Annotated in this window: 21 protein-coding genes; 13 read left to right on the top strand and 8 right to left on the bottom strand. The window is 57.5% G+C overall.

Going from position 1 to position 17,553, the window contains the following annotated elements; translation table 11 throughout:
* Nucleotides 1–8: 8 nt before the first annotated feature.
* From B2589_RS03655 to mtgA, 6 genes are all read left to right on the top strand, one after another.
* Nucleotides 9–959, top strand: a complete 951-nt coding sequence (locus tag B2589_RS03655) for an adenosine deaminase (protein WP_286815639.1) — start codon at nt 9–11, stop codon at nt 957–959.
* A gap of 24 nt (nt 960–983) precedes the next feature.
* Nucleotides 984–1,415: a DUF3010 family protein gene (locus B2589_RS03650; protein WP_094623799.1), complete on the top strand. Its 432-nt coding sequence runs from the start codon at nt 984–986 to the stop codon at nt 1,413–1,415.
* Nucleotides 1,416–1,651: 236 nt separating this feature from the next.
* Complete coding sequence (locus tag B2589_RS03645) at nt 1,652–3,322, top strand: sensor domain-containing diguanylate cyclase (protein WP_286815638.1); 1,671 nt, start codon at nt 1,652–1,654, stop codon at nt 3,320–3,322.
* Nucleotides 3,323–3,339: 17 nt separating this feature from the next.
* A complete protein-coding gene (locus B2589_RS14350; protein WP_228285711.1) occupies nt 3,340–4,038 on the top strand; it encodes an amidohydrolase family protein in 699 nt (232 codons plus the stop codon).
* Entirely contained in the window at nt 4,019–4,468 is a 450-nt protein-coding gene (locus tag B2589_RS14345) for an amidohydrolase family protein (RefSeq protein ID WP_414673923.1), read from the top strand. The genes B2589_RS14350 and B2589_RS14345 overlap by 20 nt, the downstream gene beginning before the upstream one ends.
* A 94-nt stretch (nt 4,469–4,562) precedes the next feature.
* Entirely contained in the window at nt 4,563–5,258 is a 696-nt protein-coding gene (gene mtgA / locus B2589_RS03635; protein WP_094623801.1) for a monofunctional biosynthetic peptidoglycan transglycosylase, read from the top strand.
* 4 nt (nt 5,259–5,262) lie between these two features.
* On the opposite strand, the gene thpR is transcribed toward mtgA, so the two are convergent.
* The 6 genes from thpR to B2589_RS03605 form a co-directional block, all read right to left on the bottom strand.
* Nucleotides 5,263–5,808 carry an RNA 2',3'-cyclic phosphodiesterase gene (thpR, locus tag B2589_RS03630; RefSeq protein WP_094623802.1) on the bottom strand — a complete coding sequence of 182 codons (546 nt, stop codon included), beginning with the start codon at nt 5,806–5,808 and terminating at the stop codon, nt 5,263–5,265.
* 15 nt (nt 5,809–5,823) lie between these two features.
* Nucleotides 5,824–7,080, bottom strand: coding sequence for a cytosine deaminase (codA, locus tag B2589_RS03625; protein ID WP_022987925.1), 1,257 nt, complete (start codon nt 7,078–7,080; stop codon nt 5,824–5,826).
* Between the two features lie 161 nt (nt 7,081–7,241).
* Entirely contained in the window at nt 7,242–8,525 is a 1,284-nt protein-coding gene (gene codB, locus B2589_RS03620; protein ID WP_094623803.1) for a cytosine permease, read from the bottom strand.
* Nucleotides 8,526–8,734: 209 nt separating this feature from the next.
* The gene (locus tag B2589_RS03615; RefSeq protein WP_286815668.1) at nt 8,735–9,580 is read right to left on the bottom strand and encodes a DUF72 domain-containing protein; all 846 of its coding nucleotides are present in this window, start codon (nt 9,578–9,580) and stop codon (nt 8,735–8,737) included.
* A gap of 52 nt (nt 9,581–9,632) precedes the next feature.
* A complete protein-coding gene (gene arfB / locus B2589_RS03610) occupies nt 9,633–10,046 on the bottom strand; it encodes an alternative ribosome rescue aminoacyl-tRNA hydrolase ArfB (RefSeq protein WP_286815637.1) in 414 nt (137 codons plus the stop codon).
* Nucleotides 10,047–10,054: 8 nt separating this feature from the next.
* The gene (locus tag B2589_RS03605; protein WP_286815636.1) at nt 10,055–10,714 is read right to left on the bottom strand and encodes a hypothetical protein; all 660 of its coding nucleotides are present in this window, start codon (nt 10,712–10,714) and stop codon (nt 10,055–10,057) included.
* A 132-nt stretch (nt 10,715–10,846) separates the two neighbouring features.
* On the opposite strand from B2589_RS03605, the gene B2589_RS03600 reads away from it, so the two are divergent.
* From B2589_RS03600 to B2589_RS03575, 6 genes are all read left to right on the top strand, one after another.
* On the top strand, nt 10,847–11,704 hold the full coding sequence (locus B2589_RS03600) for a hypothetical protein (protein ID WP_286815635.1): 858 nt from the start codon (nt 10,847–10,849) through the stop codon (nt 11,702–11,704).
* Between the two features lie 65 nt (nt 11,705–11,769).
* The gene (locus tag B2589_RS03595) at nt 11,770–12,078 is read left to right on the top strand and encodes a hypothetical protein (RefSeq protein WP_232901656.1); all 309 of its coding nucleotides are present in this window, start codon (nt 11,770–11,772) and stop codon (nt 12,076–12,078) included.
* A gap of 31 nt (nt 12,079–12,109) precedes the next feature.
* A complete protein-coding gene (locus B2589_RS03590) occupies nt 12,110–12,253 on the top strand; it encodes a hypothetical protein (RefSeq protein ID WP_022987932.1) in 144 nt (47 codons plus the stop codon).
* On the top strand, nt 12,250–12,621 hold the full coding sequence (locus B2589_RS03585) for a hypothetical protein (RefSeq protein ID WP_232901655.1): 372 nt from the start codon (nt 12,250–12,252) through the stop codon (nt 12,619–12,621). Before B2589_RS03590 ends, B2589_RS03585 begins: the two co-directional genes overlap by 4 nt.
* Nucleotides 12,622–12,648: 27 nt before the next feature.
* Nucleotides 12,649–15,207, top strand: coding sequence for a DUF2339 domain-containing protein (locus B2589_RS03580; protein WP_232901654.1), 2,559 nt, complete (start codon nt 12,649–12,651; stop codon nt 15,205–15,207).
* Nucleotides 15,208–15,256: 49 nt separating this feature from the next.
* Nucleotides 15,257–15,955, top strand: a complete 699-nt coding sequence (locus B2589_RS03575) for a crotonase/enoyl-CoA hydratase family protein (RefSeq protein WP_286815634.1) — start codon at nt 15,257–15,259, stop codon at nt 15,953–15,955.
* A gap of 3 nt (nt 15,956–15,958) precedes the next feature.
* On the opposite strand, the gene B2589_RS03570 is transcribed toward B2589_RS03575, so the two are convergent.
* Together B2589_RS03570 and B2589_RS03565 are read right to left on the bottom strand one after the other, a co-directional pair.
* The gene (locus B2589_RS03570; protein WP_286815633.1) at nt 15,959–16,666 is read right to left on the bottom strand and encodes a LemA family protein; all 708 of its coding nucleotides are present in this window, start codon (nt 16,664–16,666) and stop codon (nt 15,959–15,961) included.
* Complete coding sequence (locus B2589_RS03565) at nt 16,635–16,856, bottom strand: hypothetical protein (protein ID WP_286815632.1); 222 nt, start codon at nt 16,854–16,856, stop codon at nt 16,635–16,637. The genes B2589_RS03570 and B2589_RS03565 overlap by 32 nt, the downstream gene beginning before the upstream one ends.
* Nucleotides 16,857–17,025: 169 nt before the next feature.
* Between B2589_RS03565 and B2589_RS03560 the strand changes: the two genes are divergently transcribed.
* Complete coding sequence (locus tag B2589_RS03560; RefSeq protein ID WP_199457969.1) at nt 17,026–17,523, top strand: acyl-CoA thioesterase; 498 nt, start codon at nt 17,026–17,028, stop codon at nt 17,521–17,523.
* Nucleotides 17,524–17,553 lie beyond the last annotated feature (30 nt).

The following is a 17,553-nucleotide window of genomic DNA, read 5'->3' as shown; positions in this document are numbered from 1 at the left end:
AGATCACTATGGATGATGCCTGGCTCACAGCCTTGCCGAAAGCAGAGCTGCACCTGCACCTTGAGGGTGCCCTTGAACCGGAACTGATGTTTGCACTTGCCCGGCGCAACAATATTGAACTGCCGTGGGCCGATGTAGAGGCACTGCGGCAGGCTTATTCTTTCAACAACCTTCAGGAATTCCTGGACCTGTATTATCAGGGTGCGAACGTTCTGCGCACGGAGCAGGATTTCTATGACCTTACCTGGGCCTATCTGCAGAAATGCCATGCCCAGGGCGTGGTGCACGTTGAGCCTTTCTTTGATCCCCAAACCCATACCGAACGTGGTATTCCGTTCGAAGCCGCCATCACAGGCATCGGCACCGCACTGCGTGACGGCCGTGCACAGCTGGGAATAACCGGCGGGCTGATTCTGAGCTTTCTTCGCCATCTGTCGGAAGAGGAAGCCTTTCAGACCTTGCAGCAGGCCATGCCTTTTCGGGATCAGTTCTTTGCCGTAGGGCTGGACAGCTCCGAGAAGGGGCATCCGCCCAGCAAGTTCGAGCGGGTGTTTGCCAAGGCCCGGGCCGAGGGCTTTCTGGCGGTTGCCCATGCCGGCGAGGAAGGGCCGCCGGAGTATATCTGGCAGGCTCTGGACCTGCTCAAGGTCAACCGGATTGACCACGGCGTTCGTGCGGCCGAAGATCCCGCCTTGCTCGACAGGCTGGCGGACGAGCAGGTTCCGTTAACGGTTTGCCCGCTGTCTAATATCAAGTTGTGCGTGTTTCCGGATATGGCGCAGCACAACATTCTTGAACTGCTGGAACGCGGTTTGAATGTGACCGTGAACTCGGATGACCCGGCGTATTTCGGTGGCTATGTGCTGGAGAACTTCACCGCGCTGCGGGACGGCCTGGGCATGACGGAAGACCAGGCCCGGCGGCTCGCCCTCAACAGCATGAATGCCCGGCTGGTTTAACAGCGACAGGTTAAGGAAACTAAAATGATTGTATGTGGCGTTGAACTGACCGGCAGCGATGCGGTGGTGTGTTTGCTGAATCTCGACCGCGGGCAATTCAGCCTGCCGGAGTGCAAGGTTCGTAAGCTGTCACTGCGCAAGAACCATACCCGGGAAGACCTGAAACAGTTTCAGGCTGACTTCGCAGCCCTGATGGCTGAACACGAGGTTGGGTGTGTGGCGATCAAGGAGCGGATGCCCAAGGGCAAGTTCGCCGGCGGGGCCATCAGCTTCAAGCTGGAGGCGACGATTCAACTGATGGCCGGAAACGAGCCGGAAGTCCGGTTGCTGCCGTCTTCCCTGATTAAATCCACACTGGCATCGACCCCGTTACCCGTTCCGTTTGCTGAAACCGGCTTGAAGGCCTTTCAGGAAACCGCCTTTGTCGCCGCCTATGTCGGGCATATGACCAAGTAGCCGGCAATCATTCGGAAAGTAGTCTCTGGAGGTGGCGTGGCAAAACTACCCACCCAAGCCCGGCAAAGGGCAACGCTAAAGCGGCTCGAGACATTCAGCCGCTTTATGGATAGCAGCATTATGGGTAGCGACTTTCCATTTTGTGAGTATGGCGGCTACACTTCCGGCTTTCCGTGGGCATAAGGACTCCACCGATGGTATCGTTCCGTGCTGCTTTGTATTTCCTGGTTCTATGGATGGTGAGCATTGTCGTGCATGCAATGCCAACGTTGGACATTGCCCAGGCCGAGGTACGTTTGACGGATTTCACCGTAGAGTACTTTACGGATGACTCCCGGTCGCTGGACTTTTCGTCGGTGCGCCAACAACCCTTCCAGCCAACAACCAGTACAACCACATTAGGAACAAAGGCGACGGTAACCTGGTACCGGGTTGCGGTATTCAACGCCGCAGAGCAGGAGCGTGAGCTCTTCCTGCACCTCCCCAAGGCGTATCATGTGCGTGCTATTGATATCTATGAAGAGCGCTCGCATACACTGATTGACCGCGCCTCGATAGACCTCAACAATGCCTCCGATGCTCCCCTGATGTATCAGGGTACCGTTGTTTACCCTTTTCGAGTGCCGTCAGGAGAAACCACGGTGCTCTATGTTCGTAGTCATGTCTATTCACACCAGTGGTTTTCTCTGGAGATATTCGATGACGAGCATTCCCGTCGGGCTCTGGTAGGCGGTCATCTGGATATTGCCCTGTTGGTCGGAATGATGATTGCTCTGGTGTTTTATAACGGCCTTTTGTACTTCGCTACCAGCAAGAAAGAGAACATTCTCTATTCGCTGTACCTTATCTCGGGGTTGGTGTGGATCGCCTTATCGTACGGCTTGATTGCCAAATCCTTCTCCGCATACGGCGATTCAGTCTTCATATTGAATCTGTCGCTGATCACCATGCCGGTTTTTCTGCTGCTATTTATGATGGCCATATTCGAGACCCGGCAGCACTACCCTACGGAGCACCGTTTCCTGCAGGTTATGTTGGCGTTGCTGGCTGTTACCTTTGCCTATGGGATTTTTGATATTTCGGCAGCGTTGAAGCCCGCCAGCAGTCTGGCAGCATTGATGATGGTGGTAACTTTCTCGGTCAGTATTTCACTGTTTCGCAAAGGCCATCCGTTGGTGAAATTCTTTCTCGTTGGCCACACGTTCTTCGTGGTTTTCAACGGCTTTGCGGTGCTTTACTACAAGGGGTTGATTGAACCGGGTTATATCAGCAGTCATGGCGTTGGTATAGGCATTGTGCTGGAGGCGCTCACGCTGGCGTTTATTATTTCGTACCGGATAAAGATTTTGGAGGATGTTCGATCCAGGCAAGATGAACTGAAGAAGCAGGCAGCTACTGACCCGTTGACGCGACTCTATAATCGCCGCTACTTCATGGCCGAAGCGGGGTATCTGCTAGAGAAAGCAAAGTCGACTGGGGAGCCGTTGTCGGTGATTGCTGTCGATGTCGACTTCTTCAAAGCCGTTAACGATACTCATGGTCACAGTATAGGGGATCAGGTGCTGACGAAGATTTCGGCTATTTTTAAGAAGCACAGTCGGTCCCGTGATCTGGTGGCGCGTTTTGGTGGTGAGGAATTTGTGCTTCTTCTACCTGATGCCGACCTCGCGGAAGCTCGACGTTGCGCTGAGAGGATACGTGAAGCAGTTGCGGGCGAGACCGTCGTCGTTGAAGGTGGTGAGGTGATTCAGGTCACCGTAAGTTTGGGAATTGCAGAAGTGAATGCGCTGGTGGAATCGGTCGAATGCGCCGTAGATCGAGCAGATAAAGCACTTTACAAGGCTAAGGAGCAAGGTAGAAATCGGGTCTGTTGCTATCAGTCCGATGCCCTGACAATAACAACATAAAAAATAGGAAAGTGACTATGGACCGGTACGATTTCATTATTGAAGGCGGCCGCTATTTCGACGGCACTGGAGCGCCTTCTGCCATTCGTAACCTGGCAATCAAAGGGGGCCATATCGCCAAGGTTACTGCTGCCCCTATTCCTCATGCCGAAGCCGAGCGCGTAATTGATGCCACCGGCAAGTGGGTAACCCCCGGTTTTCTGGACACCCATACCCATTACGATGCCGAATTGCTGGTCAGCCCGAGCCTGTCGGAATCTGTTCGCCATGGCGTGACCACCGTGCTGGTGGGCAGCTGCTCATTGAGCATGATCTGCAGTGATTACGAGGACGCATCGGACATCTTCACCCGCGTAGAAACCGTTCCCCGGGAGCGGGTACTACCCATTCTGAAGGCCCATAAAACCTGGTCTACCCCTAAACAATGGGTGGAGCACATCAAGCAGGTGCCTCTGGGCACGAATGTGGTCAGCTTTCTGGGCCATAGTGATTTGCGGGTGGGGGTGATGGGGCTGAGCCGGGCGACGGACTTGGCGGTTCAGCCCAGCGAGGAAGAAATGCAAACCATGGAGCGGTTGCTGAAAGAAGCGCTGGATGAAGGCTTTCTCGGGCTTTCGACCATGTGCCTGAAATGGGACAAGGTGGACGGCGACCGGGAATGGTCGAAAAGCCTGCCCAGTACCTACGCCATTCACTGTGTATGCAGACGGTATTGATGTGGTGTTCTTTGAAGAGTTCAGCGACGCCGGTGCGCACATCCGCAATATGGCGTTCTACAACCTGCCTCTGCGCATGCTGAAGCTGGTGCAGGAATCCATCGAGGAAGGTTCCCCGATCATGACCATGGAGCAGGCGGTACATCGCCTGACCGGCGACCAGGCCGACTGGTTTGGTATCGACGCAGGCAAAATCCGGGAAGGGGACAGGGCCGATGTGGTGGTGTTCGACCCGTCAGGGTTTGACCAGAACCTGGAACAGGTGCACTGGGGCGAGATGGAGAACTTTGGCTTGCAGCGGCTGGTTAACCGTAACCCGGGCATTGTGAAAACTGTGCTGATCAACGGCAAACTGGCGGTGGACGACGAGCAACTGGTGCCGGAGTTCGGCCGGGAAATGGGCTACGGCCGGTTTATTCCTGCGCGTTAAGGCTTTCCATATCGTAACCGCCAAGGCCTGTCGTGTCGGCTAACATGTAATGTCTGTTTGAAACATGTTCAACCGAGTACGACAGGTTCCGGCTATGGCCAAAAGGTCTTTCATTCGTAAATCCCTGCGCCTTCTAGCCATGGCATTCGGGGCTGTTGTGGCCATGGTTTTTCTGACCATCCTTTTGTTCCGGTTTGTGAACCCGCCTACCTCCGCCTTTATGCTGGCTTATCAACTTGGCACTGCGCCAGAGCCGCTTCGGCAGGAATGGGTGCTCATGGCGGAGATTTCACCCTGGATGCCGCTGGCCGTGGTAGCCAGTGAAGACCAGCGCTTCCCCTATCATGCGGGGGTGGATTTCGAGGCCATCCGCAAGGCAGTATCCGAGTACAAGGCCGGAGAGGGCTTGCGGGGCGCCAGCACCATTACCCAGCAAACCGCCAAGAACCTGTTTCTCTGGAATGGTCGCAGCTTTGTTCGCAAGGCGCTTGAAGCCGTGCTGGCACTGGGGATTGATGGCCTGTGGCCAAAGGAGCGGGTGCTGGAGGTTTACCTGAATATTGCGGAATTCGGGCCCGGAATCTACGGAGTAGAGGCCGCCAGCCAGATCTACTTCGGCAAACCTGCCCGCCAATTATCCCAGACCCAGGCTGCTCGTTTGGCCGCCGTGCTACCCAATCCAAAGGTGTTGAGCGTAACGGCACCCACAGCCTATGTGCAGGAACGGGTGGCCTGGATTCAGCAGCAGATGAACCAGCTCTCCGGGCTCAAATATCTTGAACAGCTGTAATGCGTCAATCGGTATGGGTCGGCAATACAAACCGCTCAAGTACCGTATACACCGAGCCACCTGCACCGGGTGTGCTTTCGAACAGAACGAAGTCCTTAACCGGCATGGTGCCGAATGAGGTGTTCCTGTGGCTCTCAAGCAGTGACGCCACCGAACCGGTCGGTGGGCGGAATCGACTGATTGTTATGTGAGGTTTGAAGCTTGGGTTTTTTAGCGTAAACCCGTTGTTGGTGAGTCGGTTTGCGAGGTTTTGTTGGAACTCCCGAAGTTGGTCTTCCGGCGATACTCCAGCCCAGAGAATTTTCGGGCTCTCCGGGGAACCGAAGCAACCCAGTCCCTGCACATTGAGTTCAAAGGGGGCACGGGTAACGCCTCTTGCCAGGTCGCAGGCCAGAGCCACCTGCGGCTCTTCGACCTGGCCGAGGAATGCCAGGGTCAGGTGCAGTTGTCCACGGCTTTGCCAGCGAGCCCCGGCTACCTGTGTTTTCATCTGCAGGAGGCTCGCCTTGACGGCCTCGGGTATCTCCAGTCCGAAAAACAGCCTTGGCATAACGCGTTTCCGCCTTCAAAGGCTCAAGTCAGTTTCATATTTCATCATATCCCTCTTGATCAGCAATTTCCCGTCCCGGACAGACGCCAGCACGGGTTGCTGTCCCATCAAAACTTCATAGGGGGTTTGTCCCTGCTGCACGATACACCGGGCCGGTAGTCCTTCTTCAATGCCGTAGTCCTGAAGGTCCAGCGCGGCGGCGCCGTTATCGGTGATGAGCTCCAGCGATTTTTCGATCTGGCTCATGCCCAACATATGGCAGGCGTGCAGGCCGACGTCCAGGGTGCGCAGCATGTTGCCATTGCCGATGGGATACCAGGGGTCGCGAATGGAGTCCTGGCCGAAGGCGACTTTCAGGCCGGCGTCCAGTAGTTCCGGTACGCGGGTCAGGCCGCGGCGCTTAGGGTAGCCATCGAAACGGCCTTGCAGGTGCAGGCTTTCGGTGGGCATGGATAGGAACCGAAGGCCGGATTTTTTCAGCAAGCGGAACAGCCGGCTGCAGTAGGCATCGTTGTAAGAGCCCATGGCACAGGTGTGGCTGGCGGTTACCCGGGATCCATAATCCAGGCGTAGGGCTTCAGCGGCAAGCACTTCCAGGAACCGGGATTCCGGGTCGTCAATTTCATCGCAATGGACATCCACCAGCCGGTCGTTCTTGTGGGCCAGCTCCATCAGCCAGCGCACAGACTCGGCGCCGTAATCCCGGGTGAACTCGAAGTGGGGGATGCCGCCTACCACATCGGCACCCAGGCGCACCGCCTCTTCCATCAGCTCTCGGCCATTCTTGAAGGACAGGATGCCTTCCTGTGGAAAAGCCACGATCTGTAGGTCGACCAATCCGGCGGTCTGTTCTCGCACTTCCAGCATGGCCTTGAGGGCCGTCAGGCTTGGGTCGGTTACATCCACATGGGTGCGCACGTACTGGATACCGTGGGTGGCAAACAGCTTAAGGGTTTCGGTGGCCCGTTTGATCACATCTTCATGGGACAGCATGGCTTTGCGCTCGGCCCAGCACTCAATGCCTTCAAACAGAGTGCCGCTCTGGTTCCAGCGGGGTTCACCGGCGGTCATGGCAGCATCCAGGTGGATGTGGGGTTCGACAAAGGCCGGCGTAACCAGGTTGCCGGCGGCATCCAGTTCGTTGTCCCCAGCGGCGGCGGGCCCTGGCATCGGGAGAATGTTGGTGAAACGCCCGCCGGCAATGGTGAGTTTGTACAGTCCATCCTTGCGCGGCAGGCGGGCGTTTATGATTGCGTTCAGTTGTTCGGTCATTTTGTCTCCTGGTGTTGGCGCACCGGCGGTTCAGGGTTAAACAGCAGGTGGGCCATGAGCAGTGATTTGAAATTGTCTGAGCTGTCGGCGTCACTGGCCAGGCCATCGGTTTGTGTGCTCAGCCCCGGGAGTTTGGGTACATCGATGCACTGTTGGGCCATTTATGCGGTTCCCATCACCATGGCCCGGCGTTCCAGCACCGCCTGGGAAACCACTAGCACCACGCTGTAGCTGAATGCGGCCACCAACACACCGACAATCGGCGCAATCCAGGGCGAGGTGTAGGCTGCTGCGGAGCCAATCGCGTAAGCGGCAAGGCCGGGTGTGTTGAACGCGGGCAGTGTTGTTGTGGCCAGGTTCGGGTACTGGCGTTTATAGCCGACAAAGTAGCTGGCCATGATCACGCCGCCGATGGGCGGGATAAAGGTGCCCAGCAGGACAAGAAATGGAATCAGCCACTGGTACATGCCCATGACCGCCAGGACGGTGCCGATGCCGGCCCCGACAATGGTGACCAGTTTGCGGCGGCGGGTACGGACCAGGTTGCAGCCTGCGACAGCAAAGTTATAGACGGTGTTGTCCTGGGTGGTCCAGAGGTTCAGGAACAGCATCAGAATGCCCAGTGTTGCCAGCCCCTGCGCGACCATGATATCGACAATGTCGGCCTGTTGATAAACCAGGGCACCGAAGGCGCCGATCAGGGTCATCAGGCCGTTGCCCAGGAAAAACGCCAGTAGCGTGGCGATGACGGCAGTCTTTCCGGATTTGGCGAAGCGGGTCCAGTTGGTGGCCTGTGTACCGCCACTGACAAAGGTGCCGAACACCAGGGTAATAGCCGCCGCAACCGTCATCTCACTGGATGGAGTGATCGCCAGTAAACCGGCCAGCCCGCCGGCATCCGAGGTGGCCATGGTCATGCTGACGGCTACCAGAATAATCATGGCGGGCACGGCCACCCGGGACAGCCACTCAAGGCCGCGATAGCCGATAAAGGCCGTGACGCAGAAACCGAACCCGAACAGGACCATCAGCGGGGTGGTCAGGCTCTCCGGCATGCCGGTCAGTTTCACTAACAGTATGGCCATGGTGGCGGTGCCCCAGGCGTACCAGCCAATCTGGGTGAAGCCAAGGATGATATCCGACAGCTTGCTGCCCATTTCTCCAAAGGTGAAGCGGCTCATAAGGGCGGTGTTGAGACCACTCCTGGCTGCAATGTAGCCCAGTACAGCGGCATAGATTCCCAGTAGCAGGTTACCTGCTGCGAGTACCATCAGCATGGTGGAAAAATCAAAGGCCACACCAACGGTGCCGCCGGCCCACATGGTAGCGGTGAAAAAGGTGAAGCCCAGCAGTACCAGCCCCATGGACCAGACGCTTTTGCGTTGATCCATGGGCACCGGGCTTAGGGGGTAGTCCTGCTCTTGCGGGGTCGCCTGAGTAGTCATGGTGATTTCTCCGTATCGTTAGTCATCACGACAAGCGTTCGCAACCTTCATGCCATTTCTGGATTCGGGCAGGTAAAAGCCTGCAGGCTCCGGGTACTCATTGTGCATATTGCACAATTTCTTGGGTTGCGGAGCCCCGGGACTGCGGTTTATGCATGGAATTGGTGCGGGATCACCGAGCCCTATCCAAATTGGTGCAGGGTTGAATTCTAGAACAACCCGATCTGCGGCGTAGTCAGCTCTACCGGCAGTGCTTCCAGTTCTGGAATCTTCTCCCGCAGCAATTCGGTCCACAACGCAGCCAGCTCCACCGCATGGCCGTTGTCGGGCATGTGCATGAATACATAGGGCTGAATGCCAGCCTCAATCCAGGCAGCCACGCGATCTACCCAGGGCGCAAGAAAGGTTCGGTTGGTTTCCAGGTCGGGGTGGCCAATGTAGCGAATCACCGGCGCCGCGTCGCTGGGCAGGATGTGCACCGGAACGCGGGGCTTCTTGCGCTGGGCATCGATGGTTGATTCACAGTCGGGCGTTGCCGAGAACAACGCCCGGCTATCAAGAACCACCCTTGCCAGCTTTCGGGCCCGCAAACCCTGGTTCAATGTCCGTTCCTCTTCACCCTTGGCGAAAAATGCCGGGTGGCGGACTTCTACAGTCCAGTGAAGAAACTCGGGTGCGGTATCCAGGAAATGCCAGAGCTGGTCTAGCCGCTGAGGGCCAAAGCCGGCGGGTAGCTGCAGCAACATGGGGCCCAGCACGTCGTTTAGCGGCTCAATCAGCGATAGAAAAGTATCCAGCTCATCGCCCACGCCGGTGAGAAAGCGTTCGTGGGTGATGGCTCGGGGCAGTTTGAACAGGAAGCGGAAGCTGTCCGGTACCTGCTGCCGCCACTGCAGGCACTGGTCCCGGCTGGGGCTGGCGTAGAAGGTGGTGTTGCCTTCAACCGTGTTGAAAACCTGCGCATAGCGCGCCAGGGGGGTGCCGCCGGGTGGTAGTTGGTTGTTCCAGTTCGGATCTTGCCACTGGGGACAACCGAGGTAGTAGGGCAGTGCCATCTTTTTTCGCTGCTCTGCTGTGGATAAATTGATCACTCAGGCGCCGGGGATATCAAAGCTGCACTTTTCCCCTGAGCGCCTTGGTTTTACCTTTTTTGGTTTTGTTGTCCACACGCCGACGTTGGGAGCCCTTGGTTGGCTTGGTGGGGCGGCGGGCTTTCTGTTGCTTTACCGCCTCCTGGATCAACTCTTTCAGGCGCTGAAGGGCATCGTCCTTGTTTAGCTCCAGGGTGCGGAAGGACTGCGCTTTGATCACGATGATGCCGTCTTTGCTGATCCGCTGGTCAGACAACGCCATCAACCGTTCCTTGTAGAACGGCGGCAGGCTGGAGTTCTGGATATCGAACCGGAGGTGAACGGCAGAGGCAACCTTGTTGACGTTCTGCCCGCCCGCGCCCTGGGCGCGTATCTGGGTGATCTCGATTTCCCAGTCTGCCAGTTCAACGGCGTTGGAGATTTTCAGCATGGGCTTCCTCAGCGTCGGAAAAAGCGGGGGTTACGTTCGATAAAGGCATCAATCCACCGCTCCAGGAACGAGGCCTCGTCCGGATTCTTCAGGTAACGCCAGCCCAGAATGGAAATGATCAGGGCACCAATGGCATCAACAATCAGGTCCCACATGGTATCGGTCAGCCCGGATGGATCCCCCAGCATGGGTTTTTGCATGTTCATTCCGAATAATGAATCCATGGTGAATTCGAAGACCTCCCACAGGGCCCCAATGCCCAGGGCAAACATGAAGGCAAAGAGGGCAACAAAGCCCGGCTTCAGGTGCATCTGGAGCTTCTCGGTTTCGTTCATGATATGCACCAGCAAAAAACCGAGGATGCCAAGCAGGAAGCCCGAAGTGGTGTGCAGGGCCATGTCCCACCACCAGAAGCGGGTGTAGTAGTCGCGAATTTCGCCCAGAAACAGGGACGCGAACACAAAGCCGATGGCCGCCAGCTGCAGTCCCGGTGGAATGTGAATGCGGAAACGCCGCTCAAACAAAACCGGGAAAAAGGTAATGGCAATGATCATGCTGGTCAGGAAGGCAGTGAACCAGCGCTGGCCGATTACAGCAAACACCGCCTCGGCCAGGAGTATCAGTTGCAGGGCAATGGTGATTCTCTGGTGGGTAATTCGAATGCGCATGCACAAGAGGTTCCTGATTTCGTTACGCTTACCCTATCACATCACGCCGGTTTCCAGGCTCCCCGTGACGGTTGCCACGGCTCCGATTGGTGTAGGATAACGGGCATAACCTGAAGCAAGAGACGTTTTACCATGTTGAAGACATTTCTGATGACATTGCTGGCGGCCAGTGTTGCCGTGTTGGCGGGCTGCTCCGGGCCGGAATCTCCGCAGGAAGTTTCTGAAGCCTTCTGGCAGGCGGTTGTTGAAGGCGATGCCGGTGACGCCAGCGACTACTCCACGCTGGTCGACGAGGCTGCGTTCGACAGTTTTGGCCAGAACTGGAAGAACGTGCAAGTGGCCTGGGGCCGCGTTGTTATTGATGAGCAGGTTGCCCGGGTAACCACCACCCTGAGCGGGCTGGAGGGGCGTGATGAAGCGGTTGAAACGGTCACCTACCTGGTGCGCCAGGGGGATGAATGGCTGGTGGACTACTACCGCACCGGCGACGCCCTGGAAGATGGCCCGGTGTGGGGCAGCCTGGTTGGCCAGCTGGAAAAGCTGGGCGAGGATCTTAAAGCCCGCTGGGCACAGCAATCCGATGAGCTGGCACAGGAACTTCAGCTGATGGGGCAGGAGCTTCAGCAGCAAGCCGCACAGATGAGTAGTGAATTCTCGGGCCTGGCAGAAGAGTATGGTGAGCAGCTGGGGCAACAAATGGAAGCCTGGTCCCAGTCATTGCGAGAGGCGCTGAAAGCCAATCCTTCGGCCTCTTCGAAAGACCGGCGCACGCTGAATGAGGCCGTTACCCAGCTTGAAGCGCAGCAGCAAAAACTGGAAGAGGCGGACCTTCAGGCATTGGCCGAAAGCACCGTTGTGGCCGCAAAGACCCAGTTGCAGCTGGGTGAATTAGGTGAGGAATTTGCCGCCTACAAAGCCGAGTGGCAGCAGCGCCTGGCCGAAATAGAATCGGAAATAGAACGGTTTATGCAACAGCTAAAGGAAGGTTAGGAACCTTTTGGGCTGGCATCCGTGATTATTCATTACACCACTCAGATATTCGGAGAGAATCAAGCGTGAAACCTGCATTTATGTTTGCGATTGCAGCCACAGCCCTGCTGGCTGGCTGCCAGACTTCCGGTTACATGACCTCGGCGGCCACCGATGGAGACGGCGTTACCTGCGCTGAGATCTATCAGGCCTTTGATGCCTATGAGCGCGATCGGCAGTCTGCCAGTGCCCTGGCTGACCTGGGGCGGGTGATCAGCCCCGCCGCCGGTAGTTATGCCGATATGGGCGTGAACCAGGCGTCCAAGTACTACGAAGAAATCAAAGCAAGCGCGAATATTGCATTGGCGATGCGCGGTTGCCAGCCCATCCAGTAACACCGGTCATTAGCTGACAAGAGGAATGCGTATGTCCGTCGAAACCAAACTTGTGGTGTGTCCCCACTGCCATAAGGCAAACCGGGTGCCTGTTGATAAACTTGCCGCCGGTGGCAACTGCGGTGCCATGAGTGAGGCCCAGATCAGCCAGTGGCTGCAAGGGCAGGCGGGATGAGGTTTCCTGCCGTAACGGTTGTACTGGTGGCTGGTGCGTTGCTGTATGTGCTGTGGGATCAGATGCAGGACGAGCCAGCCCCTGAGGACCCGGCCAGGTACACCAACCTGGCTGCCAGCCCGGCCAAGCGCAGTGACGTGGTGGACTGGGCTGTTACACAGATTCCGGAAGTCTGCGCCCAGGCAACCGGGGGTAGCGGAGACCGGTTTGATGACTGCGTGGAGCGGGCGGAGTCCCGTACCTCCACCTGTCGAAGGGCGATTTACGATAACTTTCCGGACAACGTGACATCAGAAGCAGTTTTCCGGGATGTTTCGATTACCATGATGAATTGCCTGGTGCCGGAGTCGGGCCGGGTTCAGCCCTGATTTTTTCAAGAGACAAGGAATCGTCGTTTGGAATTCATTTTCATTATCCTTGTGGCCGGCGCTGCCCTGCTGGTGCCGGTCGGTTCGCTGCTGGGCTTTCTGGCGTTTCGCCAGCGTGACCGGCACGCCTCCCGTGTTGAAGCGCTGAGCCGTGAAGTCGCAACTCTCCGGCAGGAGCTTGCCGCCCTCAAGAGCGGGAATGCTTTCGGAGAATTTGCGCAAGCAACGGCAGACCTGGCACCCGAGCAGGCGCCTGCGGCTGCGCCCGTTTATCCTGCACAAGCAGAATCTCAGGTTGTTCCGGAAGAAAATCCTCCCCAGGCTACTCCTACACCGCCGCCGCAACCCCGGCAACTTTCCCTTGAAACCCGGCTGATCAACGCCCTGAAAGCAAACTGGATGGTTTGGCTGGGTGGCCTGAGTGTAAGCCTGGCCGGAATTTTCATGGTCAGCCATTCCATCAGCGCAGGCCTGATTGGCCCGGTTCAGCAATTTGCGCTGGCTCTGTTGAGTGGCCTGGCACTGCATGCCGGTGCGGAATATCTGCGCCGGCGCCATACGGGCACCGACCAGGTGTTCGCAGCTCTGGCCGGTGGTGGCAGTATTACCCTTTATGCAGCCTTGCTGGCGGGTGTCCGCCATTATGAGCTTATCGGCCCCGTTACCGGGTTGATACTGCTGGCAGTCGTCTCTCTGGCGACCATGGCGCTGGCCTTGGTGCACGGCCCGTTACTGGCCGTGATGGGGCTGTTTGGCGCCTATGTGGTGCCTTTGCTGGTGGGTGGCGAAGGCGGCAGCGTCCTGTTCGTGCTGAGCTACAGCTTTCTGATTACCCTAAGCTCCATGTTGTTGATGCGGCGCGTTCACCGTGACTGGCTCTGGTATGGCACGCTGCTGGGCGCTCTGGGATGGTGGTTATTGGCGGGTATGGGCTCGGCCGCAATGCTGGCGACTGCGGGCTACCTTTCGGCGTTGTTTGTGCTGTTTTCCATGTGGCCCGGTGAAGTCAGTCTTTCCGGAGAGCGTCGTCGTGAAGCATTGATTGCCCTGCTGGCAGCCTGGGCTGTGTCCATTTACCAGCAACCGGCTACAGAGCCGCTGTTTCTGGCCTGGTTGTTTATATTGCCGGTGGCAATTCTCTCGCCTTCCGGGCGCGGGGCTTTCTGGTACTTGCCCTGGCTGGCGGTGCTGGCAACCGTTGTGGGTTGGCTCGGGTTTGCGGCTAAGGCTTCGGGAGAGTTTCTGCTGGTTACCCTGGCCGAAGAGCATCACGGAATGTTCCTTACTTACCTGATGCTGGCAGCTGTCGCTACCCTCATGTCCGGGCTCTGGCAGTGGCGCCAGCAGTTGCCGCTCAGGCGCTGGGCCTCATTGGTGATGATGGCTCCGGTTACCTGGTTGCTGCTGGGTTGGTTGTTATTGGTGCCGGCAGGCGAAGCGTCTGGCGCCTGGGCCCTGGTTTCCTTGTTCGCTGGTGGTGTTTATGGCGCTCTGGCCTGGCGGCTGGAGCAGCGCAGTGAGTGGCGTGCCGGGTTGGCCTGGGCCCTGCTGGCAGCACACGCCAGTTACTCTCTGGCGGTGGTCATGTGGCTGCAGGAAGCCTCGCTTACCTTGGCGCTGGCAGCGCAGTTTGTCAGCCTGGTGTGGCTGGCCCGCCGATATCAGGCATCGGAGCTGTACTGGCTGTTGAAACTGGTGCTGGCCGTTGTGGTGGCTCGGCTGACCTTTAATCCCTGGCTGGACAACTATCAGGCGGCCAGCCACTGGACGCTGCTGACCTACGTCGGTGCTGCCGGCTTTGCGGTAGCGGCAACCTGGCTGGCCGGGCGCAGCGGTGCTATTCGCCCGTGGCTGGAGGGTGCGTCGTTGCACCTGGTTGTTTTGTTTATGGGGGTGGCCCTGCGTTTTGCGCTGTACGACGGTGACATCTTTGTTCGGGATTACAGCCTGACCGAGGCAGCTATCAATACGCTGCTCTGGGGCTCTGTGAGTGTGGTCTATGTGATTCGCGCCCGGGCCAGCGAGACCCTGGTCTGGCTGTATCGGCTGTTTGCGTGGATTTTGCTGGCCATGGCCGGGTTAAGTTATCTGGTGGCGGTTGTGGTTCACAATCCGTGGTGGACCAGCGGGGTGATTGGTGCAACGCCCGTCTTCAACCTGCTGTTACTGGCCTATGGCGCACCGGTGCTGCTGGCATTGGTAATCAGCCGTTATAGGGAGCTGGTACCCCGGCACTGGGCGCTTGCGGTGGCCGGTGCGGCGTTCCTGTTATTTACAGCACTGGAAATCCGGCAGATTTGGCAGGGCAGTGCCATGCCCCTCCAGTTCGGTATGGGCGAGGGCGAGCTCTACACCTATTCGGTGGTGGGCATGTTGTATGCTGTAGCGGCCATTCTATGGTCTGCCCGAAACCATAGCCTGATGTTGCACAAGGTTGGCATGGCGCTGCTGGGCGTGGTAATTGCCAAGATTTTCCTGGTGGATATGTCTGGCTTGCAGGGGCTCTGGCGGGTTGCTGCCTTTATGGGGCTCGGATTGGCCTTGCTGGGCCTGGCGTGGGTTTACCGCAGAAGCCGTAAGCTATAAAGTTAACAAACACTCACTTAAATAAAACGCAGTACATGAGGATATCCAGGTGACAGAACTCGTAACTTACGAACTGAATGATGGCATTGCCACCATCACCCTGAACAACGGCAAGGCCAATGCCCTGAGCCACGAGGTTTTTGAGGGGCTGAATGCCGCCCTTGACCAGGCCGAGCAGGACAAGGCCATTGTGATCCTGACCGGCCAGCCCGGTATGTTCTCCGGCGGCTACGACCTGAAAGAAATGCAGAAAGGCCCGAAAGAGGCCATGGCCCTGGTGAAAGTGGGTTCAACCCTGACTCGCCGCTTGTCTGCCTTCCCGCGGCCGGTGATTGCGGCCTGCAGCGGCCATGCCATTGCCAAGGGTGCTTTTATCCTGCTGTCTGTGGATTACCGGGTTGGGGTGGAAGGCAGTTTCAAGCTGGGCCTGAATGAAGTGGCCATCGGCATGACCATGCACCACGCCGGCATCGAGATCGCCCGCCATCGCATGCCTGCGCCGTACTTCTACCGTTCTGTGGTGAATGCCGAGATCTTTAACCCGGAAGGCGCCATTGCGGCCGGCTTCCTGGACGAGGCGGTCGCCCCGGAACAGCTGATGGAGCGTGCGCTTGCCGTGGCTACCCAGATGAAACAGCTGAACATGACGGCCCACAAGCAGACCAAGCTGAAAGTGAAAGCCGATTACCTGGCGCTGCTGGATCGCTGCATTGAGCAGGACTTCGCTCACTTTGACCTGATGGGCTGATAGTTAGCTTCCATCCTTGCTGAACTGGCTGACCGGGCGGAACCGGAACAGCCAGGCCAGCAGCAGATCCGGCAGGGTCTGGATTCGGGTTTTGTAGATCATGGCGCTGTCGGTGTAGCTGTTGCGCAGCAGTGCCAGGTAGCTCTCGGTATCCGCCATGATCGCCATAAAGCGCCCAACCACTTCGTGATTTTTCATCTCCGGATAATCTTCAATCCTGGCTTTGAGCACCTGCGTTGCGGCCTGTTCACGGGCAAGCGTTCGCTCCACATTCGCGGTGGACTCCATGCTGGCGGGCGGCTCGGCCCGTAGTGAGGCAATGTGGGTCATCAGTTGTTTTTCATGGGCCATGGCGGCCTTTACCGTATTCTCCAGCATCGGCCACAGGTCATGGCGTTGCTGCAAAATGGTGTCGATGTTGGCCCTGGCCCGGTTTACCCGGTTCTTCAGGAATACCATGTCGTTGTAATGCAGCACGCCCAGGTAAAGACACAGCACCAGTGGCACCATCAGGGCGGACAGCAGCAGGTTGTCCGGGCTGAACCGGCCATCGGCGGCGAGCAATGAGGTGGCGGTGAACAGAAACAGGCCAAGGCTGGCTGCAATGCTGACAAAACTGCGGGCGCCGCGGTTAAGAACACGGTGCTCACGGTTGAAATGCCCAACCACATAGGCAGTATCACCGGGGCGCAGGGCGGGCGCCAAGGGCATCGGTTACCGTGGCTTCAATCAGGTAGGGCCCGTCTGACAGTGCAGCGAGCGGGGTGGCTGGCAGTCTCTGCATCTGGCGGGTTTCGGTCATTTGTTCTAGCCCCTGATTCATCAGGTGCCAGCTTCCGGCCAGGCAGGCAATGGCGATGAGTGTGGTGATAATGCGCCGGGGAGTACTCGCCAGTGCCATGTGGATAAACGTCCTTTTGTCGTCGGCCGGAAAAAAGTGCAGTATACCTGATCAAATTACCTGCATGGCCCGCAAACCCAGGCGCATAGTAGCCTGGCGCGAGGTGTCCTTACCTTGCTAACAAAGTTATCCACAGTTTTTGTGGGTAAACCAGAAGGAAATAAGCCAGATGACTGACAAACCGGCCAAGCCTGTTGCTGCTTCTGCCATCGAGAAGCATGTGTATAAAGTATTCCCCAACGATATGAATGCCTATAACACGGTATTCGGTGGCATGATCATGGCCAAGTGTGACCGCCTGGCCCTTGTAGTGGCGGAGCGGCATTCCGCCCATGTATGTGTAACCGCAGCGGTCGACTCCATCCACTTCCGGGCACCGGCGAAGGGCAACGACACCCTGTTGTTCAGCCTGTCGCTGAATCGCAGCTGGGGGTCTTCCATGGAAATCGGCGCCAAGGTGGAGGCGGAAAACAGTTATACCGGGGAAACACGCCATATCCTGTCGGCGTTTTTCACTTTTGTGGCGCTGGATGAGCAGGGGAAACCGGTGGATGTGCCGGCGGCGATGCCGGAAACCCCTGAGCAACAAAGGCGCTTTGATAACGCTGAAATCCGTCGGGCAGGGCGATTGAAAACCCGGGAGGAGTTATCCCGGGCAAACAGGTAAGATTACTGCGGTAGCAACTATCGCTTCCGG

Origin of the sequence: Marinobacter sp. UBA3607 (assembly GCF_002375525.1) — a bacterium.
GTDB classification, from domain to species: domain Bacteria; phylum Pseudomonadota; class Gammaproteobacteria; order Pseudomonadales; family Oleiphilaceae; genus Marinobacter; species Marinobacter vinifirmus.
The sequence above is the reverse complement of the archived record's forward strand: the minus strand, read 5'-3'. Positions and strand labels throughout refer to the sequence as shown.

Coding starts and splice junctions, on each gene's coding strand:
- B2589_RS03655 (WP_286815639.1), top strand. CDS start 9: ATGGATGATGCCTGGCTCACAGCCTTGCCGAAAGCAGAGCTGCACCTG.
- B2589_RS03650 (WP_094623799.1), top strand. CDS start 984: ATGATTGTATGTGGCGTTGAACTGACCGGCAGCGATGCGGTGGTGTGT.
- B2589_RS03645 (WP_286815638.1), top strand. CDS start 1,652: ATGGTGAGCATTGTCGTGCATGCAATGCCAACGTTGGACATTGCCCAG.
- B2589_RS14350 (WP_228285711.1), top strand. CDS start 3,340: ATGGACCGGTACGATTTCATTATTGAAGGCGGCCGCTATTTCGACGGC.
- mtgA (WP_094623801.1), top strand. CDS start 4,563: ATGGCCAAAAGGTCTTTCATTCGTAAATCCCTGCGCCTTCTAGCCATG.
- thpR (WP_094623802.1), bottom strand. CDS start 5,808: ATGCCAAGGCTGTTTTTCGGACTGGAGATACCCGAGGCCGTCAAGGCG.
- codA (WP_022987925.1), bottom strand. CDS start 7,080: ATGACCGAACAACTGAACGCAATCATAAACGCCCGCCTGCCGCGCAAG.
- codB (WP_094623803.1), bottom strand. CDS start 8,525: ATGACTACTCAGGCGACCCCGCAAGAGCAGGACTACCCCCTAAGCCCG.
- B2589_RS03615 (WP_286815668.1), bottom strand. CDS start 9,580: ATGGCACTGCCCTACTACCTCGGTTGTCCCCAGTGGCAAGATCCGAAC.
- arfB (WP_286815637.1), bottom strand. CDS start 10,046: ATGCTGAAAATCTCCAACGCCGTTGAACTGGCAGACTGGGAAATCGAG.
- B2589_RS03605 (WP_286815636.1), bottom strand. CDS start 10,714: ATGCGCATTCGAATTACCCACCAGAGAATCACCATTGCCCTGCAACTG.
- B2589_RS03600 (WP_286815635.1), top strand. CDS start 10,847: ATGTTGAAGACATTTCTGATGACATTGCTGGCGGCCAGTGTTGCCGTG.
- B2589_RS03590 (WP_022987932.1), top strand. CDS start 12,110: ATGTCCGTCGAAACCAAACTTGTGGTGTGTCCCCACTGCCATAAGGCA.
- B2589_RS03585 (WP_232901655.1), top strand. CDS start 12,250: ATGAGGTTTCCTGCCGTAACGGTTGTACTGGTGGCTGGTGCGTTGCTG.
- B2589_RS03570 (WP_286815633.1), bottom strand. CDS start 16,666: ATGCCCTTGGCGCCCGCCCTGCGCCCCGGTGATACTGCCTATGTGGTT.
- B2589_RS03565 (WP_286815632.1), bottom strand. CDS start 16,856: ATGGCACTGGCGAGTACTCCCCGGCGCATTATCACCACACTCATCGCC.
- B2589_RS03560 (WP_199457969.1), top strand. CDS start 17,026: ATGACTGACAAACCGGCCAAGCCTGTTGCTGCTTCTGCCATCGAGAAG.